The following is a 24,939-nucleotide window of genomic DNA, read 5'->3' on the forward strand; positions in this document are numbered from 1 at the left end:
CGCGACACCATCGGTTAACCCAAACGTGTTTCCAATCATGTCTGAACCGCATGCGCCGACACGATTAGCGCAAGCCGCGCGGGAGGCCGACATGAACGCCATCGCCAGCAGCAGTCCCGCCAGCAACTCCTCCGCAGCCTTGCTGCAGAGCGGGCTCAAGCCGGAGTCCGCCGCGGCCACCACAACGGCAAACGGCGGCGCCGCGCCCGCAAGCACCACCACTGCAGCCGCCAAGGTCGAACTCTCCGAACACGCCAAGGCGATGCTGGCCAAGGCGCAGGCCGACGCCCAAGCGGTCGCCGACCTGAAAATGACCTTCGACGAGCGACTGGAAAAGCGCAGCGACGCATTGGCGCAGAAACTCACCAAAGCCTTCGCCTTCTTCAACGTCAATCTCGACGACTCGGTGCGGCTGCAGGTCGACAAATTCGGCAACGTCACCACCGAAGGCCCCTGGAAAAAGAAGATCGAAAAGCTGTTCGCCGACGATCCGGATCTCGCCAAGGAATTGAAGGCGATCGCCGGGCTCAACGCGCTGAAGGCGGCGAGTACCGCGCTCGAGCTCTACAACAAGGAAAAGGGCGCCACCGCCGGCAGCAAGCAGCAGCAGGAAGCCTGGACCAAGTACAACATCCGCTCGATCAACATCCAGACGCTATCCAGCGTGATGAGCCTCACCGACGGCAAGCTGCGCAGCGCCGCGGTGGATTATATCGACGCCATCGCCGACCCGACCGGGACCGGCGCCGCCGGCGCCGATGCCGGGGAGAAGCAGCGCGAGGTCGCCAACCGGCTGGCGTGAGCGCTCAGCGATACACCTTGGCCGGATCGAACAGCCGCTCGGCGTCGACCGGCGACAACAGCGGCGCGCCTTCGGCGTCGCGGTCGACGCGGCGATAGAAGCAGGACTTGCGGCCGGTGTGGCAGGCCGCGCCGCCGCCCTGCTCCACCTTGATCCACACCGCGTCCTGGTCGCAGTCGACCCGGATCTCCAGCACGCGCTGGACGTGGCCGGAGCTTTCGCCCTTGCGCCACAGCCGGCCGCGCGAGCGGCTGAAATACCAGGCCTCGCCGCTGTCGATGGTCTTCTTCAGCGCCTCGTCGTTCATGAACGCGACCATCAGCACGTCGCCGCTCTGCGCGTCGGTGGTGACGCAGGTGACGAGCCCGGCGGCATCGAATTTCGGACGCAGCACGACGCCTTCCTCGACGTCGTCGAGAGCGGCGGCAGGCGTGGTTGGTGCAGACATCGGAAAATCCCTTGGGCCAATCCCTTGGAAGAAATCACACACCCGGCGTCATCCTGAGGAGCCAGGCGAAGCTCGAAGAGCGACGCCTGGCGTCTCGAAGGATGGGCCGCGGCATTGAAGTGCAGCCGCGCGTATCGTTCAACCGCTGTCCTTGCGGCGTCATCCTTCGAGGCTGCTCCGCAGCGCCAGGGCGCTGCGGAGCAGCCCCTCAGGATGACGGCGTTGCGTGGCGCTCGCCCCGCAGCCTCAGGATGACGGCTCAATCCGCTGCAGCGACAGGCGCTTAGCGCCCCCCGCGGATCATCGACATGAAGCGGGCCTGCTCCGCCGGATTGTCGCGGAACATGCCGGTGAAGCGGCTGGTGAAGGTCACCGCGCCCTGCTTGGCGATGCCGCGCACCGACATGCAGGTATGCTCGGCCTCGATCATCACCGCGACGCCGCGCGGCTTCAGCACTTCGTCGACCGCCGCGGCAATCTGCGCGGTGAGATGCTCCTGGGTCTGCAGCCGGTGCGCGAAGATGTCGACCAGCCGCGCCAGCTTCGACAGCCCGACGACGCGCTCCACCGGCGTATAGGCGATATGCGCCTTGCCGTAGAACGGCATCACGTGATGCTCGCAATGCGAAGTGAAGCTCATGTCGCGGATCAGCACGAAATCGTCATAGCCCGCGGTCTCGCCGAAGGTGCGGTTCAGCACCTCGGCCGGGCACTGGTGGTAGCCCTGGAACAGCTCGTCATAGGCTTCGACCACGCGACGCGGCGTATCCAACAGCCCCTCTCGTGCGGTGTCTTCGCCGATATAGGCCAGCAGCGTCTTGACCGCCTGCTCGGCCTCGCCGCGCGACGGCCGCGGCTGGTCGGGCTTCACGGCGGCGGCGAGAAACTCCGCGGGATCGAGTTCGGCGGGCCTGAATTCCGTACCCTTGGGGTCTGCGGGCTTGGCGTCGGGCTTGCCGGCGCGCAGCGGCTTGATCAATGCGTCCATCTTTTCTCCGTTCGACCGGTCGCTGCGGACCGGAGTGTCACCGGGCAGACGGGGCGGCTTTGCAGCCGCCGGGCGCCTGAGGCCCTCACCTGCCAAGTGTAACACTGGAACCGGCGATGTGAATTGCCAAATTCCGTGCGGACGCCAGCGCGGCCGGACTGTATTTCCGCAGCCTACGTCCTATATAAGTCGGCGATCGCGCCCGCCAAGGCGCGCCCCATCCGACCCCGCAGAGCCGATGCTGAACGACATCTATAACAAGCGCATTATCGAACTCGCCGGTAACATCCCGAGGTTGGGGCGATTGGCCGCGCCGGACGCCAGCGCCACCGCGCATTCCAAATTGTGCGGCTCCACCGTCAAGGTCGACCTCAAGATGGACGGCGCGGTGGTCACCGATTTTGCCCATGACGTGAAAGCCTGCGCGCTCGGCCAGGCCTCCTCGTCGATCATGGCGCAACACGTGGTCGGCTCCACCGCCAGCGAATTGCGCGCGTTGCGCGAGACGGTGCGCAAGATGCTGAAAGAAAACGGCGCGCCGCCGCAGGGCAAATGGGCCGACATCGCGCTGCTCGAGCCGGTGCGCGACTACAAGGCGCGGCACGCCTCGACGCTATTGACCTTCGACGCCGTGGTCGACGCGATCGGCCAGATCGAGGCCAAGGCCGGGCAATCGGTGGCGGCGGCTGGCTAGAGTTTCTCAGCAGGTCCGCGGCGTTCAACCGAAAACGCCGTCATTCCGGGGCGCGAGCAGCGATAGCTGCGAGCGAGCCCGGAATTCATAACCACCGCAGGGATTATGGATTCCGGACTTGCTCGTTCTTCGAACTCGCAATCCGGAATGACGACTGCATTTGGGTTGGACTTCATGCCCAACCGAACATGCCGGGCCCTCGCAGCAAGATTCCTGGGTTCGCTTGGGCTTGCGCCCGCGCGCCGCGGAATGACGACGAGGGGTTAGCGCTGCGGCGCGGCGGCGGCGGCCTGGCCGCCGGTCGGCAGGCTGGCGTCGGCGGTCTTGGTCGGCGCCTGCTTGGCGGCGACCGGCAGCAGCATCGCCGGCGCCAGCGGCACCTCGCTCGCCACGCGCTCCTGCAACGGCTTGGACTTGAGCGCTGCAACCGCGGCGGGTGCGGTGTCGAGCGGCGGCAGCAGCTCGGCAACCGCCTCGGTGGTGATCAGATTGGTCAACACCAATTCCTGCCGCGACAATTCGTGCAGATTTTCCCACGGCGGCACGTTGAGCGCGAGCGACAACAGATCGCCGGTGCCGCCCATGTCGAAAGTGAATTTCGCCAGCCGGCCGATGTCGCGCTCGACGATCATCATGTCCTGCGCGGTGTAACTCGCAGCGCGGGCGTCGTCGGCGCGATCGCCCATCCAGATCTGATGAACCCGCACATGAGCGCCTTCCGGCACATAGCGAACGGACCCCGCCAACAGCAGGAAAACACACATCGATTCACAATAGGCCTGCGGCGCGATGGCGGCCTGCGGGCCGCTCGCGGTGGGCACCTGGATGGTGGAGCCGACGGTGGTGCGCAATCCCAGTTTGCGCCAGCGCCGTCCCACCGCGATGGCGTCGTTGACCGAGCCGCCGCTGGAATCCAGCACCACGGCGGCGCCGGACAGCTGCCGGCCGCGGGCGAACTCGTCGAAATCCTTCGGAGTGTCAGAGGTGACGATGCCGACCGCGGAAATCCAGCCGCGGCAATTCGGCTCGCAGGCCACCCAGCTGAACCGCATCGGCAGTTTGCGCTCTTCGAGTTGCGCGGCGGCCTGCGCCGCGGTGCCGGGCGCCGCAGTGACGAAAGCCAGCGCAAGCCGCAAAGCCCCGGCGCAGAGCAGCGCCTTGCCGACGAATTTGAGCGACCGCACGAGCTTCAAGTCTGGTCCCTTCCCCGCGCCCGTCATGAGCGTCGGCATTGGCCCCACACGAATCCGTCACGTTAGCGACATCAAAAAGGTATCTCTGGCGGGGCGCCGCGTCCATACGACTTTTGCTGCGCAAAGCCCAAAAAGGTGCGATATTTCAGCACTGTGGCACCGATGTTTCCTTACGTAATACTCCGTTGCGTAGCAACCATGCAGCGAACAGCGCAAACTTGTGACAACCCGCCCATGAAACTCGCAATCGACTGTCCGGACTGTAGGAAGATGATTCTGGCGCTGCCGCGTCGCGCCGGACGCGGCGCGATCTGGCTGTATCGCCACTCGCTGTCGCCGCTGGTCGGCTATCACTGCCGGCATCTGCCGACCTGCTCGAGCTATGGCGACGAAGCGATCGAGCGGTTCGGGCTATGGGCCGGCGGCTGGATGACGCTGGCGCGGCTGCTGCGCTGCCAGCCCTGGGGCACCCACGGCATCGACAACGTGCCGCTCACCGCGCCCGCCGGCGCGCGCTGGTACCTGCCCTGGCGCTACGCGCGCTGGCGCGGCGTCAACGGCTGACCGCGCGGCCGTCCTGGATCATCGCCGCGACTTCGGCGCGCAGCGCCTGGCGCGACGCATCGCGCCAGTAGAACATGTGGCCGCCGGGATAGACCGCGAGCTGGACGCGATCCGTCGAGGCATAGGCCGGTAGCTGATCGAGGATGATCTTCGATGCGAAATACGGCGTCGCCAGATCGAACAGGCCGTGCGCCACCAACAGCTTGAACGTCGGATCGAGCGCCAGCACTTGGCGCAGCTGCGACACCGACTCCGGCGGGTGGCGACCGCGGCCGAAATCCCACGCCCCCGCCACCGCGCCATTGAGCAGCCGATAGGAGCCGTCCGGCCGCCAGTTCAGCCGCCGCGCGGTGTGATCGATCGCCGCGCTGGTGAGCGGCGCCAGCAACGGCTCCAGCGACGGATCGTCGAAACGCGCCGCGTTGGAGTCCGGATAGGGATCGAAGCCCGTCACCGACGCATCGTAGCGGCCGGTCACCCGACCGTTGCGGCGATCGAACTCGCGGCGAAACTCGGAGACGTCGAACCGCCCGGCCAACCGCCGGCTGACCGAGGGATCGATCCCGGTCAGCGCCGCGACCCGGTCGGCCAACCGGCTGGTCGCCTCGGCGTCGGCCTGGCCTTTGAGCAGATCGCGCAGGAAATCGCCGCCCGCATAGGCCTCGACGTCGGCGACGTCGGCGCGGCCGACCGGCGCTTTGAGTTGCCGCGCGGTCGCCGCCATGCTGGGCAGCCTGGCGACGTATTGCAGAAGGCTGGAGCCGGAATAGTCGCGGAAGTCGAACAGCGGCGACACCAGGATCAGGCCCTTCACGCCGATGCCCTGCTCGGTCTGCAGATCGTGCACGATCTTCGGCCCGCGAATCCCGCCATAGCTTTCGCCGGCGACGAATTTCGGCGACAGCAGCCGGTCGGATTTCTCCAGCCAGCGGCGGATCACCAGCGCGATCGAAGCGACGTCGCCGTCGACCGAATAGAACCGTTTGCGCACCGCCTCGCCGCTGGCGACGAAGCGGCTGTAGCCGGTGCCGACCGGATCGATGAACACCAAATCGGTGAAGTCGAGCCAGGTCTCGGCGTTGGGCTGCAGCTCCGGTGTCGCCGACGCGCTCGGGCCCTCGGCGTCGAACGTCAGCCGCCACGGCCCGGCGGCGCCGAATTGCAGCCAGGCCGACGACGCCCCCGGGCCGCCGTTGAACAGGAAGGTCACCGGGCGGCTACCCGGCTCGCCGCCGTCGCGTTGATAGGAAGTGTAAGCGATATCGGCCTGCGGCTCGCCCTTGTCGTCGAACAGCCGGATCGATCCCGCGGTGGCGCTGAAGCTGAGCGTGCGGCCGGCGAGGCTCAGCTTGTGCTGCGTGATGGAGTCCGGCGGCAGGCGGTGCTGATCGGCGGCGGATGCCGGCGATGAGCCGCTCTGCGACGGCGCGCCGGTCTTCTGCGCGCCGGGCGGAGCCGCCGACGTTGCCTCCTGCGCCGCGGCCGCGAGCGGCCACGACAACATCGACAGCGCCAGGGCGATCCGAACATGACGCCACGCCAACAGCCGCATCACCATCAAGCTCTCCTGACCCGTCGGTTGGCCGCAAGGCTGCGACAGGCCCGCCGTCCGCGCAACGCACGATCATTTGAATCAGAAGCTGACGCAGGCGGGCTGCAGCGCGATCAGCACCGATTGCTGCCGGAACCGGTGTTTGTAAGCCTCGGCGACGGCGGTCAGCGCCGCGCGCTTTGCCGGATCGTCGGCGAATATGATCAGCAAGAGTTTTCCCGGCTCGCGCAGCAGCCCGCCGGTCGCGGGATTGCGCCATTGTCCTTTGCTGTCGATCACCGTCAGCCCGTCGGGAAACCGCGGCGTGACCTCCTCGGCGAGGAAACGCGCGAACGCCGCCTCGCTGACCAAACCGCGATCGCGCAGGGTGCGGCCGAACATCAGTTCGGCGCGGAGCATCGGTTGCGCCGGCGTCAGGCAGCTCTGCGGCAACGAGGCGCAGCCGCCGAGCCCGAGCAGCAGGGAGATCGCGAGCGCGGCCGGGCCGATGCGCCGGCGCGGCTCAGCTCTTCGGCGCGGCGAGCCGGCCGGTGATGAGCGCGGTGCAAAGACTGAGCGCGATGAAGCCCACCGAGACATATCCCGCCTCTTGCAACAAGGAGCAGCATGACATCGACACCCGTTACCATAAACTTGATGCACCTGCATCTATTTTTCGAAAAGCGCCGTTCGGTGCCGGAATTCGCGCTGCCGCCCGTTTAACCCTCGACCGACAGAAATCAGGGAATCGACATGAGCAGGACAGCGGCCGCGACCACTTTGGCGCAGGCGATCGCGCATTACGGCGCCGGTCGCCCCGAGCAGGCCGGCGCACTCTGCGACCAAATCCTCGGTGCAGATCCCGACCACGTCGATGCGTTGCACCTCTCCGCGGTGATCGCCTTCGCCGGCGATCGCGCGGCGCAAGGCGCCGCGCTGTTGTCCCGCGTGTTCGGCCTCGATCCCGGCAACGCCCATGCCTACGCCACGCTGGGCGACGCCTTGGCGTTAAAGGGCGAACGCGAGGGCGCGGTGGCGGCGTTCCAGCAGGGCGCCGCGCTGCGGCCGAACCACGCCGGCTTGCATCTCAAGCTCGCCGCGGCACTACAGGATCTGGGACGTCTCGACGAAGCCGCGGCGACCTGTCGCCGCGCCGTCGCGCTCGATCCCGACGCGACCCAAGCCCGGTTCAGGCTGGCCCGGATCTTGACGGCACAGCGCGACATGGCGGCGGCCGCCGATGCCTATCGCGCACTGATCGCGCGCGATCCGACGTCGCACGATGCCCTGCTCAACCTCGGCAACATCCTGCAGGACCAGGGCAAGCGCGCCGAAGCCATCGGCATCTATCGGCGCGCGGTGGCGATCGAGCCTAGCTTCGCCGCCGGGCATCGCAATCTGGCGCTGGCGCTGGCGCAACACCAGCAGCCGGAGGCGGCGTTGCAGGCCTGCCATCGCGCGATCGCGTTGCAGCCCGAGGTGGTCGAGTCACACATGGCGTTGGCCGAAATCCTGGAAGGTTTGGGACGCACCGCGGAGGCGCTGGCGAGCTATCGTGATGCGCTTGCGCTCGCACCGGACGAGACCGCGGTGCTGTGCCAGATCGGGATCGCGCTGCACCGGCTCGATCAATTCGCCGAGGCGATCGACGTCGCGACCGCCGCGCTGCGCAGCGCGCCAAACCATGCCGACGCGGTGAAACTGCTCGGCCTCGCGCTCTACAGCAGCGATCGCTTCGCCGAAGCGCTCGACGCCTACCGGCGGCTATCCGCGCTGGATCCGGAGAATCCGGCGGTCCTCAACGACATCGGCGCCTGCCTGTTCAAACTCGAGCGCTACGACGCGGCGATCGCGGCCTGCGAATCCGCGATCGCCATCAAACCCGATCACGCCCCGGGGCTGACCAATCTCGGCATCATCTTCGAGGCGCGCGGCGAGTTCGAGGCCTCCGCCGCAATGCTGCGTCGGGCCATCGCCGCCGACCCGTTATTCGCCAAAGCCCACGTCAACCTCGCCGTCACCTATAACGGACTGGGCCTGATCGATCAGGCGCTGGCATCCGCGCAGCGCGCCGTCGCGCTGACGCCGAACGAGCCGCAGGCCCGGCTCAACCACGCGCATTTCCTGCTGTTGAACGGCGACCTCGGCAACGGATTCCGGGAATACGAATGGCGGCGGCGCTGCAAGGAGGTCGCCGCAAACCAGCAGCGCTTCAGCGTCCCGGAATGGCAGGGCGAGCCCCTCGCCGGCCGCACGCTGCTGCTGCATTCCGCCGACGGGCTCGGCGACGCCCTGCACATGGCGCGCTACGTGCCGATCATCGCGGCGATGGGCGCAACGGTGCTGCTGCAGGTGCAGCCGGCGCTGGTGCGGCTGCTGCACCACAGCCTCGGCGTCACGGTGCTGGCGCGCGGCGAGAATCTACCGCCGTTCGATCTGCATCTGCCGATGCTCAGCGCGCCGCATGCGCTCGGCACCACGCGCGACAGCATCCCTGCCCGCGTGCCCTATCTGTCGCCCGAACCGGGCAAACTCGCGTCTTGGCGCCGCGCGCTCGCAGGCGACGGTGCCGGCCTGAAGGTCGGCGTGGTGTGGGCCGGCAACCCGAAACATTCCGCCGACGCGCAGCGCTCGCTCTCCGCCCTTGCCGTGCTGCCGGCTCTCTTGCTGCCCGGCGTGCGGCTCTACAGCCTGCAAAAACAGCCGCCGGCGGCCGATCGGCCGGTGCTGGCCGGGCTCGGCGACGCCGTCAGCGATCTCGGCCCGGCGCTGGCCGATCTGTCGGACACCGCCGCGGCGATCGCAGCACTCGATCTGGTGATCGCGGTCGACACCGCGGTGGCGCATCTGGCCGGCGCGCTCGGCCGCCCCACCTGGGTGATGCTGCCCTATGCACAGGACTGGCGCTGGATGCGCGAACGCGAGGACAGTTCGTGGTATCCGACCATGCGGCTGTTCCGGCAGCGCCGGCCGCGGGATTGGGCCAGCGTGCTGGAAAGGCTGCCGGCCGACCTGGCGCGCGTCACGGCCGGCGAGCGCGAGCGACTGCTGCCGTAATCCGGCGGCGCCGCTCGCCCGATCGATCGCTCCCGGCGCGGCCGAAAACCGCCGCGCCGCCTTGCTGCGCCGATTTTCCGCCGTTGCAACGCCCGATTCCGCTGCTATACCGCTGTTTTCCGCTTACCTGCGCTCGTTCGCAGGAGTGAGCCACAGGAGAGCATGATGCCCGACAAGTCCGCGCCCGCCCAGGGATTCCAATACAGCCTCAGCAATCTGAAGCCGGCCTCGGCGACCCACGCCGTCGTCACCTTCCCGGACGGCAAGAGCCGCGAATACCCCCGCGGTACCACCGGCCTCGACATCGCCAAGAGCATTGCCCCGTCGCTGGCCAAACGCACCGTGGCGATGGCGGTCGACGGCGTGCTGACCGATCTGGCCGATCCGATCGCGCACGACGTCAAGATCGATTTCATTGCCCGCGACGACGCCCGCGCGCTGGAATTGATCCGCCACGATTGCGCCCACGTGCTCGCCGAAGCGGTGCAGACGCTGTGGCCCGGCACCCAGGTGACGATCGGCCCGACCATCGAGAACGGCTTCTACTACGACTTCTTCCGCAACGAGCCGTTCACGCCGGAAGACTTCGCCGCGATCGAAAAGAAAATGCGCGAGATCATCGGCCGCGACAAGCCGTTCACCAAGGACGTCTGGGACCGCGAAAAGACCAAGCAGGTGTTCCGCGACAAGGGCGAGACTTTCAAGGTCGAGCTGGTCGACGCCATTCCCGGCAACGATCTGATCAAGATCTACTACCAGGGCGACTGGTTCGATCTGTGCCGCGGCCCGCACATGACATCGACCGGCAAAATCGGCACCGCCTTCAAGCTGATGAAGGTGGCCGGCGCGTATTGGCGCGGTGACAGCAACAACCCGATGCTGACCCGGATCTACGGCACCGCGTTTGCCAAGCAGGAAGAGCTCGACGCCTACCTCAAGCAGATCGAGGAAGCCGAGAAGCGCGACCACCGCAAGCTCGGCCGCGAACTCGATCTGTTCCATTTCCAGGAGGAAGGTCCCGGCGTGGTGTTCTGGCACGCCAAGGGCTGGACCATCTTCCAGGCCCTGATCGCCTATATGCGCCGCAGGCTGAGCGGCGACTATGACGAGGTCAACGCGCCGCAGATTCTCGACAAGGCGCTGTGGGAGATCTCCGGGCACTGGGAATGGTACCGCGAGAACATGTTCGCGGCGCAGTCCGCCGGCGACGAAGCCGAGGACAAGCGCTGGTTCGCGCTGAAGCCGATGAACTGCCCCGGCCATGTGCAGATCTTCAAGCACGGGCTGAAGAGCTATCGCGACCTGCCGCTGCGGATGGCCGAATTCGGCATCGTGCATCGCTACGAGCCGTCCGGCGCGATGCACGGCTTGATGCGGGTGCGCGGCTTCACCCAAGACGACGCTCACGTGTTCTGCACCGAGGCGCAGCTCGCCGAGGAGTGTCTCAAGATCAACGAGCTGATCCTGTCGACCTATTCGGATTTCGGCTTCGGCGACATCGTGGTGAAACTCTCGACCCGGCCGGAGAAACGCGTCGGCACCGACGAGATGTGGGATCACGCCGAACGGGTGATGGCCACCGTGCTCGCCGAGATCGAGGCGGCCTCCGGCGGCCGCATCAAGACGTCCATCAACCCGGGCGAAGGCGCGTTCTACGGGCCGAAGTTCGAATACGTGCTGCGCGACGCGATCGGCCGCGACTGGCAATGCGGCACCACCCAGGTCGACTTCAACCTGCCGGAACGTTTCGGGGCGTTCTACATCGACGCCGACGGCTCGAAGAAGGCGCCGGTGATGGTGCATCGCGCGATCTGCGGCTCGATGGAGCGCTTCATCGGCATCCTGATCGAGCATTTCGCCGGCAGCTTCCCGCTGTGGCTGGCGCCGGTGCAGGTCGTCGTCACCACCATCACCTCGGAAGGCGATGACTACGCCAAGGTGGTCGCCGCGGCGGCGCGGCGTGCCGGGTTGCGGGTCGAGCTCGATCTGCGCAACGAGAAGATCAACTACAAGGTCCGCGAGCATTCGCTGGCCAAGATCCCGGCGATGCTGGTGGTCGGCAAGAAGGAAGCCGAGAGCCATCAGGTCTCGGTGCGCCGGCTCGGCAGCGAAGGCCAGACCGTGCTGCCGACCAATGAGGCGATCGCCGCCTTGGTCGAAGAAGCGGTGCCGCCGGACGTCAAGCGGGCGCGGGCCGAGAGCTAACAACCGTGTCCCGGACGCGGGGCCGCGTCCTTCACGCGGCGCCGCGCGCCGGGACCGTCTCGAAGGCAGCATCCGTAACGGCCCCGGATCTGCAGCGCACCACGCAGCTCACGCGGCGCGTTGCACCGCGTCCGGGGCACGCAATCCCGATGTCGTAGCCGATCCAGGCCGGAGCTGATAACCATCGCTGCGCGCAGCGATCTGAGGAAATCCAATGACCGACGAACAGCACCTGCCGGCCTATCCGATCCGGGCCTATCAGCTGATTCCGGATCCCAACCAGCCGACCGTGGTGGCGCTGGCGATCGAAACCGACCAGGGGCACAGCCTGTTCCTGGCGACCCGGCAGATCCTGGAAGACCTCGGCCGCGATCTGCTCGACCGCGCCGCGAAGATGCCGGCCAAGACATCCGCGAACACGACTCCTGAATCAAAGTGAGCTGACCATGACCGACGTCGTCGAATTCCTGAAGAGCCGCCGCTCGGTGAAGCCGCGCGATATGACCGAGCCTGCGCCCTCGCCGGCCGACCTCGACACCATCCTGACGATCGCCGCCCGGGTGCCGGATCACGGCAAGCTGGCGCCGTGGCGCTTCATCGTGTTCGAGGGCGACGCCCGCGCCCGCGCCGGCGCGATCATCGCCGAGGTGTTTGCGCAGAAGCATCCCGACGCGGCTGCGGCCGATGTCGAGGCCGAACGCGGCGCGCTGCTGCAGGCGCCGCTGGTGGTCGCCGTGGTCAGTTCGCCGAAGCCGCACGACCGCGTGCCGGCCTGGGAGCAGCAATTGTCGGCCGGCGCCAGCGCGCTCAACCTCGTCACCGCCGCCACCGCGCTCGGCTATGGCGCGAACTGGCTGACCGGATGGTTCGCCTACGACCGCGACGTGATGGACCGCCTCGGGCTCAAGCCCGAGGAGAAGCTCGCCGGCTTCATCCACATCGGAACGCCGCAGCGCCACAGCAGCGAACGTCCCCGCCCGGCGCTGGCCGAGATCGTCACGCGGTTCTAGCAATTTCGCTTGGGATCGAGGCAGCTCGCTTGGGATCGAAGCCCCCGAGCCAAAATCAGCCGTCATTCCGGATTGCGAGTTCGCAAGAACGAGCAAGTCCGGAATCCATATGTGGACGGCCCCCGAGCCACAAGAGTTTTTGATGTCGGATCGGATCGCTTGCATCCATATGTCCGGCCTGTTGATGCGGTCGCTTTGGACCGCTGGCCAAGATGGTTTCCGCGACGCGAGCTCCACACATAGTCACGACCTTTACGTGCCAATGGATTCCACGGACTGTCTCGCCTCTCGGATCGATCGATCGCGCCATCTGTCTCCTCTTGCAGCTCCGGCCCGGCCGGCGGGCGAATGCCTGCCGGCCGATCTCTCAGGCGGCGTGCGGCGATGCGTTCAGCATCCGCGCGCCGTCGTAATTTTCTCCGGTCAGCATCAGCTTCCAGGCGATCCGGGCGATCTTGTTGGCGAGCGCTACCGCCGCGAGCTTGGGCGGCTTGCGCGCCAGCAGCGCCAGCAACCACGGCGACGCCCGGCCGCGGCCACGGCGCACCTGCTGGATCACCGCGGTCGCTCCCGCCACCAACAGGCTGCGTAGCAGTTCATCGCCGGCGCGGGTGATGGTGCCGAGCCGAAGCTTGCCGGCGGTGGAATGATCCTTCGGCGTCAAGCCGAGCCAGGCCGCAAAGGCCCTGGCCGAGGCGAAGGTCTGCGGCACCGGCGTTTTCATCACCAGCGCACTGGCGCCGATCGGTCCTACTCCGGGAATCTGCGCCAGCCGCCGGCTGCAGGCGTCGGCGCGATGCCAGGCCAACAGCTTGGCGTCGATCACCTTCAGCTCATTCTGCAGTCGCGCGTAGTCCTGGCCCTGCAGCGCGAACAGCTCGCGCGCCAGCGTCGGCACGGTGTCGTCCTGCGCGATCCGCAACAGCAGCGGCTCGATCTTGTCGAGACCTCTCGGCGAGATCAGGCCGAATTCCGCGGCATAACCGCGAATCGCATTGCTCAGCTGGGTACGCCTTGCGATCAGCTGCTGCCGCAGTCCCATCAGCATCAGCGCCGCCTGCTGCTCCGCGGTCTTCACCGGCACGAACTCCATCGTCGGCCGGCTCATCGCCTCGCACAACGCCTCGGCGTCGCGCCCGTCGTTCTTGTTGCGCTTGACGTAAGGCTTGACGTGCTGCGGCGCCAACAGCTTCACCACGTGGCCGAGTTTGCCCAGCTCCCGCGCCAGGTAGTGCGCCGCACCGCAGGCCTCGATCCCGATCGGCGTCGGCGGCAGCTTGGCGAAGAACGCCAGCATCTCCTTGCGCCGCAGCTTCTTGCGCAGCACCGGCTTCTCGGCGGCATCGACCCCGTGCAGCTGGAAAAAATGCTTCGACGTATCCATCCCAATGCGGATAATCTGCTCCATGGACGGCTCCCATGTTTGAGTTTGCGACAACCTCATTCTGGCACAAAGCGATGCCGTAGGGGGCCGTCCACACCATCATATCCCCTGCAGGGGTTATGGATTCCGGGCTCGCTCGCAGCTCACGCTGCTCGCGCCCCGGAATGACAGCCTGGGACTCTTGGAGCGCATCAATCTAGTCGGGAAGTCTCGAAAAGCGTTCACGCCGCTTCCGAGGCCCGCGCGCCGAACCGCAACAACAGATCGTTGATCTCGCCGGACGGCCGCGCCGCGCTGAACAGATAGCCTTGCACCTCGTTGCAGCCTTCGGCGCGCAGCCAGTCCAACTGATCGAGCGTTTCGACGCCTTCGGCGGTGGTGGTGATGTTGAGGCTGCGGCCGAGCCCGGAGATCGCCCGCACGATCGCCAGACAATCCGGCCGATCCGCCAGATCCTTCACGAAGGAGCGGTCGATCTTGATCTTGTCGAACGGAAAGCTGCGCAGATAGCTCAACGACGAATAGCCGGTGCCGAAATCGTCCATCGAAATCCGCACCCCCAATTCGCGCAGCTGATGCAGCGTGGCGAGATTGGCCTCGGTGTCGGCGAGAAACACCGATTCGGTGATTTCCAACTCGAGCCGCGTCGGCGACAGCCCGGACTGCGCCAAGGCGGCGATCACCACCTGCACCAGACTGCGGCAGCGAAACTGCACCGCCGACAGATTGACCGCGACCTTGATGTCGGAGGGCCACTTCACCGCCTCGGCGCAGGCCTGCCGCAACACCCATTCGCCGAGCCCGACGATCAGCCCGATGTCCTCGGCCACCGGGATGAAATCCGCCGGCGAGATCATGCCGCGCTCGGGGTGCCGCCAGCGCAGCAGCGATTCGAAGCCGGTGATACGGTCCTCGGCGAGATTGACCAGCGGTTGATAGTACAGTTCGAACTCGCCCTTGGTGAAGGCGCGGCGCAGGTCGATCTCCATGTCGCGGCGCTTCTGCGCCTGGCGGTCCATCTCGCGTTCGAAGAAATGGTGGGTGCCGCCGCCCTCGGCCTTGGCGCGGTACAGCGCCATGTCGGCGTTGCGCAACAGCTCTTCGCCGTCGTCGCCGTCGCCCGGCGACAACGCGATACCGATCGAGGCGCCGATCACCACTTCCGGCCCGTCCATGTCGTAGGGCACGCTGAGAATCTCGATCAGCTTTGCGGCGAAATCGCTGGCCTCGTTCGGCGAATTGATCGCGCCGAGCACGATGGCGAATTCGTCGCCGCCGAGCCGTGCCACCAGGTCGTTGCCGCCGACCTGCTGGCGCAGCCGGTCCGCCACCTTCTGCAGCAGCCGGTCGCCGGTCGGATGGCCGAACGAATCATTGACGTTCTTGAACAGGTCGAGATCGACGCACAGCACCGCGACCTTGCTGTTGCAGCGCCGGCTCAGCTCCAGCGCCTGATGCAGGTGCTCCTGATAGGAGCCGCGGTTGGGCAGGTTGGTGAGGCCGTCATGATGCGCCATGAAGGCGATCTTAGCCTCGGCCTTGCGGCGCTCGGTGATGTCGACGACGGCGACCAGAAAGCCGTCGCGCCCCTCGAACGCCACCTGGCGGCCAAAGGTCAAGACCTCGATCTCGCTGCCGTCGGCCCGCAGATGTCGCCAATTGCGGCCGGAGTAATGGGTGTCGCCAACCTGCAGCACGCTGCGCAGATGCACCTCGCGTTCGTCCTCCGGCCAGATATCCTGCAGCTTCATGCGCAGAAAACTCTCGCGCTCGAAGCCGTAGTGCTGCACCGCGGCGTCGTTGACGCTGAGGAATTCGGTGGTCTTGGCGTCGAACACCCACATCGGCATCGGATTGTTGTCGAACAGCAGCCGGAACGAATCTTCGCGCTTCTTCAGCGAGGTGACGTCGGACACCGTCAGCGACACCACGTCGCCGAAGGCGGTGGCGCTGAGCCGGATGGTCTGCTGGCCGCGATCGATTTCCAGCACGTCGCTGTTGCCGCTGCTGATCACGTTCAGCAGCCTGGCCACCATCATCGGCGAACACAACAGATGACCGCCGGCGCGCAGCCGGCTCCATTGCAGGGCGGTGGACGGCTCGCCGAGCAGCCGCGAGGCGCCCTCGTTGAGATGGACGATCTGGAAATCGAACGGCCGATTGTCGGCGTTGCGGATCGCCGCCAGCGAGAGAATGCCGTCGTCGGTCGAGGAGAAGATCGCATCCAAGAGATTGTACTGCGCGCCGCGCTCGTTGACATAGACGCCGATCAGTTTCTCGCCCCAGCGCGACGCCGTCGGCAGCGCCACCACGTCATAGGTCCGCACCATGCCGGCGCGCACGCAATGCGCCACCGCGAGATAGGGCTTGCCGGTCTGCAACCCGCAGGCGGCGGCTTCCGCCAGCGCCGTGGCGCAATCCGCCGGCAAGTCGCCGAGCGGCACGTCCCAGGCGTCCTGGCCGAGCCACTCCTGGATGTAGCGGCCGCTGCGCGACACCGCGAGCGAGGCGCCCTCGCCCTTCAGCAACACGATGTGGTCGGCGAGCCGGCCGAGGCTGCCCAGCATGACGTCTTCGTAGCGCGGCAAGGTTTGTCCTGGCTTCAGCGCGGCCCGCCATTTGCGCTTCAGCACCGGGATATCGCCGAACTTCTCGGTGTCGAATTTGGAAGAGAGTTTTTTGGCAGCAGTCACGGCCGAGTCCCCACGCGCAGCAATTCCAGTCGCCGCACCCAAGGCCCGTCGCGTTAAGACAATGTAAACGCTGCGCCGCCGTTACCGAAAACCCAAGATTATGAAGGTTTTAAGTCGTCCGATGGTTAGTACGCGTTAGCGACTGTGACAGCAACTTCCAGGCGACATGAAGCCGCTCGCGCCGGGGTCGTCCGGCTCAGCGGGCGATCACTTCGATCTCGCCGTCGACGCCGTTGACGACGTTGAAGGCGCGTTCGAACACCTTGCCTTCGTTCTTGGCGATGGCGCGATACTCGCCCTCCGACAGCACGACGCGGGGGAATGCGCCGATCGATTCCTTGATGACGTCGCCGCCCGGCGTGATCACCGACCACGCGGTGTTGGCCAACGCCTCGCCGCCCTTGTCGCCGACCAGTTTCAAAGTGATCACCGCGGCGCGATGGGTGATGATCACATCGGTCAATTTGCCGGCCTGCACCCGGATGTCGGAGCGCACCACCGAATTGGCGTCGCCGTAATTCGAGATGATGTAGTAGGTGCCCTCCTGCAGCAGCACCACGTCGCCGGCGGCGACGTTCGGCAACAGCGGCGCGCGCTCGCCGACTTCGAACTGGCTGCCCTTGTAGATGCTGAACGAGATCTGGTTCTGCGGGATCTTGCTGGAGCCGACCCGGCCTTCGATCCGCAAGCCGCCGGCGGGCAGCACGAAGGATTCGCGGTCGGTCTCGGATTTCAGCGTCACCGGGCGCACCGCGCTGACCAGGCCGTGGGCGACGTGCACCACATAGCTGCCCGGCGGCAGCACGATGTTCGGCGTGGCGCCGCGGTCCTCGCGGACCAGCTTGAACGCCCCGGTTTCGTCCGGTCGATCGGAGTATACCCGCCAGATCAGATTGTTGCCGATCACCGGCAGATCCTTGCCGTAACGCGCGGTCAGCGCCAGCACGGCTTGCGGCGGTGCCGCAGGCGTCGGCGGCAACGGCGACACCACGGGCGGCGTGACCGCACTCACCGGCGGCTGGATCAAGGTCGGCGGCAGTCCGGGCGGCGCCGCGGCCGGGCCGGACGGCGGCGCCAAGCTGATCGCGCCGCCGGCCGGCGCTTCCGGCACCGAGGCGGGCGGGATCGGCGGCGGTCGGTCGCTGAAGAATTGCGCGAAGGCGAATTGCGGCGTGCCCAGCGCGACACAGGCGACCAGCGCGAACGCGATCCGCCAGCCGCGGCGGCGGCCCGATCCGGCGCCAGCTTTGTCCGTTGACATCATGCCGATGGTTTTCACTGAAAACGCGGCAAATTCAAGCCTGTGCGGCGAAACAACCGGCGCCGCCGCGGCCGCCTCTGGTTTCGCTTGAGGAAGCGGGCTCAGCGGCGCGGCCGGGCGGGTCGATCGTCATGACGCGCCGCCTTGCGCGAAGCTGTTTCGCAATCCGCCGGAGTTTTGGCGAATCATCCGCCGGCTTTACCTTTGGGTGCATCAATCGTGCTTGGATGGGGACTGGCAGGAATGCACCGCGGCAATTAGATCGCCTTTGGCAACTCGCGTTGTGACCGGATGAGGAGGCTGTTTGGTGTTGGAAAACCTGATCGGACGCGGCCAGCAAGCGTCCGTCGGCCGTGACAAGGTCGGCCTCGGCAGTATCAGACGACCGGTGATCGGATTGGCGCTCGGCGGCGGCGCGGCGCGCGGCTTCGCCCATATCGGCATCCTGCGCACCCTGCTCGCCAACGGCATCGTCCCGGACGTCGTGGTCGGCACCTCGATCGGCGCCGTGGTCGGCGCGGCCTATGCCGCCGGCCATCTCGACAGCCTGGAGGACTGGGCGCGCAGCCTGCAGCCGCGCAATATCTTCGGCTATCTCGACATCCGGCTGAACGGCTCCGGGCTGATCGGCGGCGACAAGCTCGCGGCGCAGCTCGAGGCCACGCTCGGCCAGATCCAGATCAGCGACCTCATCATCAAATTCGCCAGCGTCGCCACCGAGGTGCGCACCGGCCACGAAATCTGGCTGACCCAGGGCCGCATCGTCGACGCGGTCCGCGCCTCCTATGCGCTGCCGGGGATCTTCGCGCCGGTGCTGATCGGCGACCGCTGGCTGGTCGACGGCGCCCTGGTCAATCCGGTGCCAGTGTCGGCCGCGCGGGCGCTGGGGGCTGAGATCGTGATCGCCGCCAATGTCTCGAGCGACGTGTTCGGCCACGGCACCACGATCTTCTCACACGGCACCCCGATCGAGGAGATCGAGACGGTGATCGAAAGCCCGGCGCCGCGGCGCGGCTTCGGCCGGTTCTTCTCGGCCGAGCGCTTCATGAAGCGCGAATTGTTCGGCACCAGCGATCGGCCCGGCATCTCCACCGTGATGGTCGACGCCTTCAACATCATGCAGGATCGGATTACCCGCGCCCGGCTGGCCGGCGACCCGCCCGACCTGCTGATCTCGCCGCGGGTCGGCAAGATCGGCTGGTTCGACTTCCACCGCGCCGACGAGATGATCGGCCACGGCGCGAGAGCCGCCGAGCGCGCCATCGAGTCGATTCAGGAGGCGATCGAGATCATCGCCCCCGAAACGCCGGCGGAATCGCTGGCCAATACCGAGAAGGCGTAAACTCAAAATACGAATTCGGACCAGATGATTAGGTCGCGACCTTCGGATTTGAGATGAGCCAGGTCGCGGTCCGCTGACGCGGGTTGCCGCGGCCGGCCTCTTACGCCGTCTTGATGTAATCCTGTAGCGCCTGCTGCTCGTGCTCGTATTCCCGCAGCCGCCATTTGACGATGTCGCCGATCGAGATCAGCCCGACGATTTCGGCGTCCTCGATCACCGGGATATGCCGGAACTTGCCCGAGGTCATCAGTTCCATCATCGAAGCGACGGTGTCGCTGGGCCGGCAATGGATCACCTTGCGGGTCATCACGGCGCTGACCGGCTCTTCGAGCACCGCCGCGCCGCGCTCGCCCAGCACCCGGACGACGTCGCGTTCCGACAAAATGCCCTCGATGCGCTTGCGGGTCAGCACCAGCACGGCGCCGATCCGGCGGTCCGCCAACACTTTGATGGCAGCAAACAGCGGCGTCTCGGGCTCGACGCCGACGATCTGCCGTCCCTTCGATTGCAGAATCGCGCCTACGGTCATGGTGGCCTCCCTTGGTGCCGCGCCTTGTTGGCTCGGCTCTTTTTGGAATTGTTCAACGAAAACAGATCAGCTTCGATTTCGTTCAGGCCGCTCGGCGCACGGGCCGGCATCGGCCCGGCCTCAAAAGCAGGATCACCTTCCTGCTCCAGATACTTGTCGGGGCGCGATTTTTTCCGAAAATCCGGATCCGCTTTTCGGGATCACGCGGCAATCCGCCGAGGCCCGCAGACAGGCTAGCTGCTAATAATTATCAACAATGATGGATCAAACCGGCGCGCGGCGCAAGGTATTGAATAACCAATCGGCTCAACTCTCGGGAAACGCCCCGTCGGCGCCGGGCCGCGCCCGCGGCACCGGATCGAACAGCGCAAACAGCAACAGCCCGGCGAAGAACCCGCCGATATGCGCCTGCCAGGCGACGCTGGCGCCCTCGGCGCCGATTGCGATCGATCCCACTCCGAACACGATATTGATGCCGAACCAGATCGCCAGGAATCCCAGCACCCGCGGATCGCGCAGCGCCCGGCTCAAGGGCTGCGCCGGCACCAGAGCCGCAGTTTCGGCGTCGCCGCGCCGGAACGACAGGAAGCTGCCCTGCACGAAGGCGAAGCGGATCGCCGCGGCCATCGCTCCCGAAACCGACGCCGAGGCGCCGATCATCGGCGCCATCGCGTGCTCGTGGGTGACGAGATGCGCCAAAGCGCCGGCGATCGCGGTCACCGCCATGAACACGAAGAACCGCACCGCGCCGAACCGGCGCGCCAGCGCGCTGCCGAACGGCAGCAGCCACAGCACGTTGAAAAGGATGTGGCTGAGATTGGCGTGCAGCAGCGAATAGGTGACGAACGACCAGATCTTGGCCGCGGTGCCGCCGGGAAACGGCGTCGCCAGCAGCGTCGAATCGTAGCGCATCGGGATGAAGCCGAACATCTCGATGGTCCAGTATTCCAGATCCGGCGGCAGCAGCACGCGCAGATGGATCACCGCCAGCAAGGCGACATAGGCGGTCAAGGCGCCCGGCAGGGTCAGGATCGGTTCGCGCGGAGGATCGACGGCTTGCAAGGTCAGGCCTTCAGGGCTGTGTCCCGGTCCGACCTTCGCCGTGCATCCCGCGGCGTGTTTCGGATTCGACGGCACATTAGCAAATCGATGATATCGCGTGGTCTTGTTTCAGAAATCGTCTTGCAGGCGAACTGGCTGAACTTCTGATCGACCCCACGGGCGGCGATGGGCTCCCTTAGGCGGCCCGGCTTTATCGTGCAAGCGCAGCATCGGCCGCCCGACCCTTCAGCCATAACACGAAAACCGGGAGCGGACCTGAGAAGTCCGTTCGTGTGGTCCGATCTTGTCCCGCGTTGCGCCGGTTCGCCCGTGACGCCCCGCAAGGAGCGGACCCGGACCGCGCGGCGCCCTGCACCCGGGCTGACCGCTTCGCCGCAAACCCCGGCCCCGCCTCGGCAAAATGCCATTCCGGCACGAACGCTGCAAAGCCCGTCTCGCAACACCAGAATGGGGGATCGACGCCACGAAAACGGGACAGATCTGTCCCGAAAGCGTGGCGCGCGGGTCAGGGTCGAGTGATGAAGCATCCAGCAAGCCAGGCGCTGTTCGCCTATTGGGACGACAAGCGGGGCGGCGCGCGGGCTCCGGAGCGTCAGGCCTTCGAGCCGGCCGAGATCAGAGAATTGCTCGGCGACATCTTCGTCCTGTCGTACCAGCGCGCCGTCGAGTGCCGATTCCGGGTCGCCGGGACCCGGGTCTGCGCCCTGCTCGGCCGCGACCTCAAAGGCGAGAGCTTCGCCGCACTGTTTGCCGCCGAAAGCCGCGGCGAGATCGAAGACCTGCTGGGTTTGGTCGCCGAAGACGCGCTGACGGCCGTCGCCGGCCTCAGCGCCGCGACCTCCGACGGCTCGGTCAGCCATCTCGAATTGTTGCTGCTGCCGTTCAACGCCCGCGCCCACAGCCCGCTGACCATGACCGGGCTGTTGGCCCCGCTCGATCTCGGCCACCGCAACCTCGGCGAATTCCGCCTGACCTCCTGGCGCACGCTGCGCCCGCCGCAACGACTCGGCCGGCGCTCGCTGCGCAAGTTCCGGGCGGCGCCCGGCTTGACAGTTTACGAGGGGGTCAACTGATCGCGCCTAGCCGGCGGCCGGAGCTTCGGTTGCGGCGTCGCTGCGATCGTGCCGCGATCGGAAACGCGCTTCTCGCCGGCTTAGGGCCGCCCCCCGCATCGCCGCCAATCCTGCCGGCCGCATCGGGGCGTCGGCAACGACAGTTCGTCAGCGCCCGCCACCTGGACAACCATTAGGGGTAATAGCATCCATATACCCTATTCCTGGCAGACACAAAATTGGCGCGGTCCGAGAGTGTTGAGGGGTGATTCGGGCGAACGCCGACATCCCGTCGTGGACACCAAACGACCGGGAGGTGGACAGTGCCTCGTATTCTGCTCGTCGATGATGACCCGCTGATCCGCTCCGGCGTCCGGGCCTGGCTGGAAGCCGAGAACCACCAGGTCGTCACCGCCGAATGCGGCGTCACCGGTTTGAACGCGTTGCATGGCGCGACTTTCGATCTGATGATCGTCGACATCTTCATGCCGCACATGCGCGGCTTCGAATCGGTCCGGGTGTTCCACCAGAGCGCTCCCCAGGTGCCGCTGATCGCGATCTCCGGTTACGTGTTTGCCGAAAAACGCACGCCGGCGCCGGACTTCCTGGCGATGGCGCTGGAGCTCGGGGCGGCGCGATGCCTGCGCAAGCCGTTCCTGCCCTCGACGCTGCTGACCGTGATCGAGGCCTGCCTGCAGGAACACGCCGCGCCAACGCTGCACATCGCCAGTGCACGATAGCCTTGCGGTGACCGGGGACCCGTTGTGGTTTCGCTCGATCGTGGACTCGGCCTCCGACGGGATCATCGTGGTGGATGCCTCCGAAACGGTTCGGGTGTTCAACCCGGCCTGCGAAAGACTGTTCGGCTACACGGCCCCGGACGTGGTCGGCCAGAAGGTGACGCTGCTGATGCCCGGCCAGGATTATCTGTGGCAGCATCGCAGCGTTTCCTCGGGATTCGGACGACGCAAGGACGGCTCGATCTTCCCGATGGACCTGTCGGTCGGACAAACCGATTTTGATCATTCGATCGCCTTCGTCGGCATCGTTCGCGACCTGACCGAGCGCCGCCGGGCCGCCCAGGCGATGCGCGACAGCGAACGCAACTACCGGCTGCTGGTCGAAGGCGTCACCGACTACGCCATCTACATGCTCGATCTCGACGGCCGCATCACCAGCTGGAACAGCGGCGCGCATCGCATCAAGCAATACACCGCGTCGGAAATTCTCGGCAAACACTTCAGCGAATTCTACACCCAGGAGGAACGACAGCACGGCGTGCCAGAGCACAATCTCAAGCTTGCCAAGCGTGTGGGACGCTGCGAGACCAAGGGATGGCGGCGCCGCAAGGACGGCAGCCAGTTCTGGGCCCATGTGGTGATCGAGCCGCTGCGCAACGAAAGCGGCGCGCCGATCGGCTTTGCCAAGCTCACCAGCGACATCACCGAACGGCGGCGCGCCGAACAGGTGATCCGCGAGGCCGACGAGCGCATCAATACGCTGATCGAAACCGTGGTCGATGGCGTTCTGCTGTTCGATGCCGTCGGGAAAATCCAGATCTTCAACGCGGCCTGTCAGCGGCTGTTCGGTTACCACGTCGAGGAGGTTGTCGGCCAGAACTTCAAGATGCTGTTGGATCGCTCCGACGACGTCGAGCTGAGCTCGTTGCTGGGCAACGAGCACAAACAGGCCGGAACGGTGCGCGAACTGAACGGGCTGCGGAAAGACGGATCGTCGTTCCCGATGGACCTTTCCGTCGGCGAAGCCCGGCAGGACGGCGAAGTGGTCTATGTCGGCGTGATCCACGATCTCACCGAGCGCAAACGCACCGAGCAACAATTGGTGCAGGCGCAGAAGATGGAGATCGTCGGTCAATTGTCCGGCGGCATCGCCCACGATTTCAACAATCTGCTGACCGTGATCGTCGGCAACGCCGAGTTTCTCGGCGAGCAACTGAAGACCCGGCCGGATCTGCGCAGCCTGGCCGACGACATCGGCCGCGCCGGCGAACGCGGCGCCGAACTGACGCAAGGCCTGCTGGCGTTCAGCCGCCGGCAAACGCTGCGGCCGATCGAAATCGACTGCAACGAGCTGCTGGCTTCGATGCACAAGCTGCTGCGGCGCACGATGCGGGAAGACATCGAAGTGAAAACGGATTTCGAAGACGGCCTCCGCGCGCTGCTGGCGGATCGCGCGCAGCTGGAATCCGCCATCATCAACCTCGCGCTCAATGCGCAGGACGCGATGGACGGCGGCGGTCGCCTCAGCATCAGCACCGCCAACGTCTCGCTGGACGACCAATATCAAAGCGCGCATCCCGAGGTGCGGCCCGGCGAGTATGTGCTGATCGCCATCACCGACGATGGCGAAGGCATGCCGAAGGAGGTGCTCGACCGGGTGTTCGAACCGTTCTTCACCACCAAGGAAGTCGGCAAAGGCAGCGGCCTCGGTCTCAGCATGGTCTATGGCTTCGTCAAGCAATCGAACGGCCACGTGTCGATCTACAGCGAGCCCGGCCTCGGCACCACCGTGAGGATCTACCTGCCCGCGCTCGCCTCGAAATCCTCGGAACTGCGCCGCGACGTCGCGATCGCCCCATTCCACCCGACCGGCACCGAGGTGATCCTGATCGTCGAGGACGATCCTTTCGTTCGCTCCTACGCGGTGATGTGTCTGCGCAGCCTCGGCTACACCGTGCTCTCCGCGGTCGACGGCAACGAAGCGTTGCAGCTGCTCGGCGGCGACGCGCGCATCGACATCCTGTTCACCGACATCGTGATGCCGGGCGGCACCAACGGTTGGGACCTCGCCGAACGCGCGCAACAGATGCGTCCGGAAATGCGCGTGCTGCTGACCTCGGGCTATGCGCTGGAAACCATGGCCGCCCGCGCCCGCATCCGCGATGGCTCGGTGATTCTAACCAAGCCGTACCGCAAGGCCGATCTTGCCCGCCGGCTCCGCCAGATGATCGACGACACCACGTCGCTGCATTGACCGGACCGCAGTCATCGTCCCTGGCGCCCGATCCGAACCTCGGCGCGGGGCATTTTGCTCTGCGCCACCCAGACCCGCGGCCTTCATGCGCCGCGCGGAAATCCACGCCGGCTTGGTTGGAATGCAGGCG

At 66.3% G+C, this 24,939-nt stretch carries 21 protein-coding genes; 11 read left to right on the forward strand and 10 right to left on the reverse strand.

Annotated elements, in window-relative coordinates; translation table 11 throughout:
* Nucleotides 1-91: 91 nt before the first annotated feature.
* On the forward strand, nucleotides 92-802 hold the full coding sequence (locus RPC_RS15615; RefSeq protein WP_011473545.1) for a hypothetical protein: 711 nt from the start codon (nucleotides 92-94) through the stop codon (nucleotides 800-802).
* Nucleotides 803-806: 4 nt separating this feature from the next.
* On the opposite strand, the gene hisI is transcribed toward RPC_RS15615, so the two are convergent.
* Together hisI and folE are read right to left on the reverse strand one after the other, a co-directional pair.
* Nucleotides 807-1,250, reverse strand: a complete 444-nt coding sequence (gene hisI / locus RPC_RS15620; RefSeq protein ID WP_011473546.1) for a phosphoribosyl-AMP cyclohydrolase — start codon at nucleotides 1,248-1,250, stop codon at nucleotides 807-809.
* Nucleotides 1,251-1,533: 283 nt separating this feature from the next.
* The gene (folE, locus tag RPC_RS15625; RefSeq protein ID WP_011473547.1) at nucleotides 1,534-2,238 is read right to left on the reverse strand and encodes a GTP cyclohydrolase I FolE; all 705 of its coding nucleotides are present in this window, start codon (nucleotides 2,236-2,238) and stop codon (nucleotides 1,534-1,536) included.
* 238 nt (nucleotides 2,239-2,476) lie between these two features.
* On the opposite strand from folE, the gene RPC_RS15630 reads away from it, so the two are divergent.
* Nucleotides 2,477-2,932 (forward strand): iron-sulfur cluster assembly scaffold protein, encoded by a 456-nt coding sequence (locus RPC_RS15630; RefSeq protein ID WP_011473548.1) that lies wholly within the window; start codon nucleotides 2,477-2,479, stop codon nucleotides 2,930-2,932.
* 263 nt (nucleotides 2,933-3,195) lie between these two features.
* On the opposite strand, the gene RPC_RS15635 is transcribed toward RPC_RS15630, so the two are convergent.
* On the reverse strand, nucleotides 3,196-4,125 hold the full coding sequence (locus tag RPC_RS15635; RefSeq protein WP_041801917.1) for a hypothetical protein: 930 nt from the start codon (nucleotides 4,123-4,125) through the stop codon (nucleotides 3,196-3,198).
* A 234-nt stretch (nucleotides 4,126-4,359) separates the two neighbouring features.
* On the opposite strand from RPC_RS15635, the gene yidD reads away from it, so the two are divergent.
* The gene (gene yidD / locus RPC_RS15640; protein WP_011473550.1) at nucleotides 4,360-4,689 is read left to right on the forward strand and encodes a membrane protein insertion efficiency factor YidD; all 330 of its coding nucleotides are present in this window, start codon (nucleotides 4,360-4,362) and stop codon (nucleotides 4,687-4,689) included.
* On the opposite strand, the gene RPC_RS15645 is transcribed toward yidD, so the two are convergent.
* On the reverse strand, nucleotides 4,679-6,247 hold the full coding sequence (locus RPC_RS15645) for a S10 family peptidase (RefSeq protein ID WP_011473551.1): 1,569 nt from the start codon (nucleotides 6,245-6,247) through the stop codon (nucleotides 4,679-4,681). The two genes, yidD and RPC_RS15645, sit on opposite strands and share 11 nt — an antisense overlap.
* Nucleotides 6,248-6,322: 75 nt before the next feature.
* A complete protein-coding gene (locus tag RPC_RS26855; RefSeq protein WP_415914721.1) occupies nucleotides 6,323-6,640 on the reverse strand; it encodes a DUF3574 domain-containing protein in 318 nt (105 codons plus the stop codon).
* A gap of 333 nt (nucleotides 6,641-6,973) precedes the next feature.
* Between RPC_RS26855 and RPC_RS15655 the strand changes: the two genes are divergently transcribed.
* The 4 genes from RPC_RS15655 (at nucleotide 6,974) to RPC_RS15670 (ending at nucleotide 12,492) form a co-directional block, all read left to right on the forward strand.
* Nucleotides 6,974-9,277 (forward strand): tetratricopeptide repeat protein, encoded by a 2,304-nt coding sequence (locus tag RPC_RS15655; protein ID WP_011473553.1) that lies wholly within the window; start codon nucleotides 6,974-6,976, stop codon nucleotides 9,275-9,277.
* 165 nt (nucleotides 9,278-9,442) lie between these two features.
* Complete coding sequence (gene thrS, locus RPC_RS15660; RefSeq protein ID WP_011473554.1) at nucleotides 9,443-11,482, forward strand: threonine--tRNA ligase; 2,040 nt, start codon at nucleotides 9,443-9,445, stop codon at nucleotides 11,480-11,482.
* 214 nt (nucleotides 11,483-11,696) lie between these two features.
* The gene (locus tag RPC_RS15665) at nucleotides 11,697-11,921 is read left to right on the forward strand and encodes a hypothetical protein (protein ID WP_011473555.1); all 225 of its coding nucleotides are present in this window, start codon (nucleotides 11,697-11,699) and stop codon (nucleotides 11,919-11,921) included.
* Nucleotides 11,922-11,928: 7 nt separating this feature from the next.
* Complete coding sequence (locus RPC_RS15670) at nucleotides 11,929-12,492, forward strand: nitroreductase family protein (RefSeq protein ID WP_011473556.1); 564 nt, start codon at nucleotides 11,929-11,931, stop codon at nucleotides 12,490-12,492.
* 367 nt (nucleotides 12,493-12,859) lie between these two features.
* Here RPC_RS15670 and RPC_RS15675 read toward each other — a convergent pair whose 3' ends face one another.
* From RPC_RS15675 to RPC_RS15685, 3 genes are all read right to left on the reverse strand, one after another.
* Nucleotides 12,860-13,900 (reverse strand): IS110 family transposase, encoded by a 1,041-nt coding sequence (locus tag RPC_RS15675; RefSeq protein ID WP_011471442.1) that lies wholly within the window; start codon nucleotides 13,898-13,900, stop codon nucleotides 12,860-12,862.
* 197 nt (nucleotides 13,901-14,097) lie between these two features.
* On the reverse strand, nucleotides 14,098-16,569 hold the full coding sequence (locus tag RPC_RS15680) for a putative bifunctional diguanylate cyclase/phosphodiesterase (RefSeq protein ID WP_011473557.1): 2,472 nt from the start codon (nucleotides 16,567-16,569) through the stop codon (nucleotides 14,098-14,100).
* 196 nt (nucleotides 16,570-16,765) lie between these two features.
* Nucleotides 16,766-17,833, reverse strand: a complete 1,068-nt coding sequence (locus RPC_RS15685; protein WP_011473558.1) for a hypothetical protein — start codon at nucleotides 17,831-17,833, stop codon at nucleotides 16,766-16,768.
* Nucleotides 17,834-18,137: 304 nt separating this feature from the next.
* On the opposite strand from RPC_RS15685, the gene RPC_RS15690 reads away from it, so the two are divergent.
* A complete protein-coding gene (locus RPC_RS15690; RefSeq protein ID WP_011473559.1) occupies nucleotides 18,138-19,172 on the forward strand; it encodes a patatin-like phospholipase family protein in 1,035 nt (344 codons plus the stop codon).
* 100 nt (nucleotides 19,173-19,272) lie between these two features.
* On the opposite strand, the gene RPC_RS15695 is transcribed toward RPC_RS15690, so the two are convergent.
* A complete protein-coding gene (locus RPC_RS15695) occupies nucleotides 19,273-19,701 on the reverse strand; it encodes a CBS domain-containing protein (protein WP_011473560.1) in 429 nt (142 codons plus the stop codon).
* Nucleotides 19,702-20,007: 306 nt separating this feature from the next.
* On the reverse strand, nucleotides 20,008-20,763 hold the full coding sequence (locus RPC_RS15700) for a rhomboid family intramembrane serine protease (RefSeq protein ID WP_049766114.1): 756 nt from the start codon (nucleotides 20,761-20,763) through the stop codon (nucleotides 20,008-20,010).
* 518 nt (nucleotides 20,764-21,281) lie between these two features.
* Between RPC_RS15700 and RPC_RS15705 the strand changes: the two genes are divergently transcribed.
* From RPC_RS15705 to RPC_RS15715, 3 genes are all read left to right on the forward strand, one after another.
* Complete coding sequence (locus RPC_RS15705) at nucleotides 21,282-21,836, forward strand: PAS domain-containing protein (protein ID WP_011473562.1); 555 nt, start codon at nucleotides 21,282-21,284, stop codon at nucleotides 21,834-21,836.
* Between the two features lie 302 nt (nucleotides 21,837-22,138).
* Complete coding sequence (locus tag RPC_RS15710; RefSeq protein ID WP_011473563.1) at nucleotides 22,139-22,555, forward strand: response regulator transcription factor; 417 nt, start codon at nucleotides 22,139-22,141, stop codon at nucleotides 22,553-22,555.
* A gap of 7 nt (nucleotides 22,556-22,562) precedes the next feature.
* Nucleotides 22,563-24,809, forward strand: coding sequence for a PAS domain S-box protein (locus RPC_RS15715; RefSeq protein WP_415914722.1), 2,247 nt, complete (start codon nucleotides 22,563-22,565; stop codon nucleotides 24,807-24,809).
* The last annotated feature ends 130 nt before the right edge of the window (nucleotides 24,810-24,939 follow it).

Source organism: Rhodopseudomonas palustris BisB18 (assembly GCF_000013745.1).
GTDB lineage: Bacteria > Pseudomonadota > Alphaproteobacteria > Rhizobiales > Xanthobacteraceae > Rhodopseudomonas_A > Rhodopseudomonas_A palustris_F.

What these genes read in the sequence shown, in the direction of transcription:
- RPC_RS15670 (WP_011473556.1), top strand. Translation starts at nt 11,929, where the DNA reads ATGACCGACGTCGTCGAATTCCTGAAGAGCCGCCGCTCGGTGAAGCCG.
- RPC_RS15645 (WP_011473551.1), bottom strand. Translation starts at nt 6,247, where the DNA reads ATGGTGATGCGGCTGTTGGCGTGGCGTCATGTTCGGATCGCCCTGGCG.
- RPC_RS15655 (WP_011473553.1), top strand. Translation starts at nt 6,974, where the DNA reads ATGAGCAGGACAGCGGCCGCGACCACTTTGGCGCAGGCGATCGCGCAT.
- thrS (WP_011473554.1), top strand. Translation starts at nt 9,443, where the DNA reads ATGCCCGACAAGTCCGCGCCCGCCCAGGGATTCCAATACAGCCTCAGC.
- RPC_RS15630 (WP_011473548.1), top strand. Translation starts at nt 2,477, where the DNA reads ATGCTGAACGACATCTATAACAAGCGCATTATCGAACTCGCCGGTAAC.
- hisI (WP_011473546.1), bottom strand. Translation starts at nt 1,250, where the DNA reads ATGTCTGCACCAACCACGCCTGCCGCCGCTCTCGACGACGTCGAGGAA.
- RPC_RS15695 (WP_011473560.1), bottom strand. Translation starts at nt 19,701, where the DNA reads ATGACCGTAGGCGCGATTCTGCAATCGAAGGGACGGCAGATCGTCGGC.
- RPC_RS15685 (WP_011473558.1), bottom strand. Translation starts at nt 17,833, where the DNA reads ATGATGTCAACGGACAAAGCTGGCGCCGGATCGGGCCGCCGCCGCGGC.
- RPC_RS15665 (WP_011473555.1), top strand. Translation starts at nt 11,697, where the DNA reads ATGACCGACGAACAGCACCTGCCGGCCTATCCGATCCGGGCCTATCAG.
- RPC_RS15615 (WP_011473545.1), top strand. Translation starts at nt 92, where the DNA reads ATGAACGCCATCGCCAGCAGCAGTCCCGCCAGCAACTCCTCCGCAGCC.
- RPC_RS26855 (WP_415914721.1), bottom strand. Translation starts at nt 6,640, where the DNA reads ATGCTCCGCGCCGAACTGATGTTCGGCCGCACCCTGCGCGATCGCGGT.
- yidD (WP_011473550.1), top strand. Translation starts at nt 4,360, where the DNA reads ATGAAACTCGCAATCGACTGTCCGGACTGTAGGAAGATGATTCTGGCG.
- folE (WP_011473547.1), bottom strand. Translation starts at nt 2,238, where the DNA reads ATGGACGCATTGATCAAGCCGCTGCGCGCCGGCAAGCCCGACGCCAAG.
- RPC_RS15675 (WP_011471442.1), bottom strand. Translation starts at nt 13,900, where the DNA reads ATGGAGCAGATTATCCGCATTGGGATGGATACGTCGAAGCATTTTTTC.
- RPC_RS15705 (WP_011473562.1), top strand. Translation starts at nt 21,282, where the DNA reads ATGAAGCATCCAGCAAGCCAGGCGCTGTTCGCCTATTGGGACGACAAG.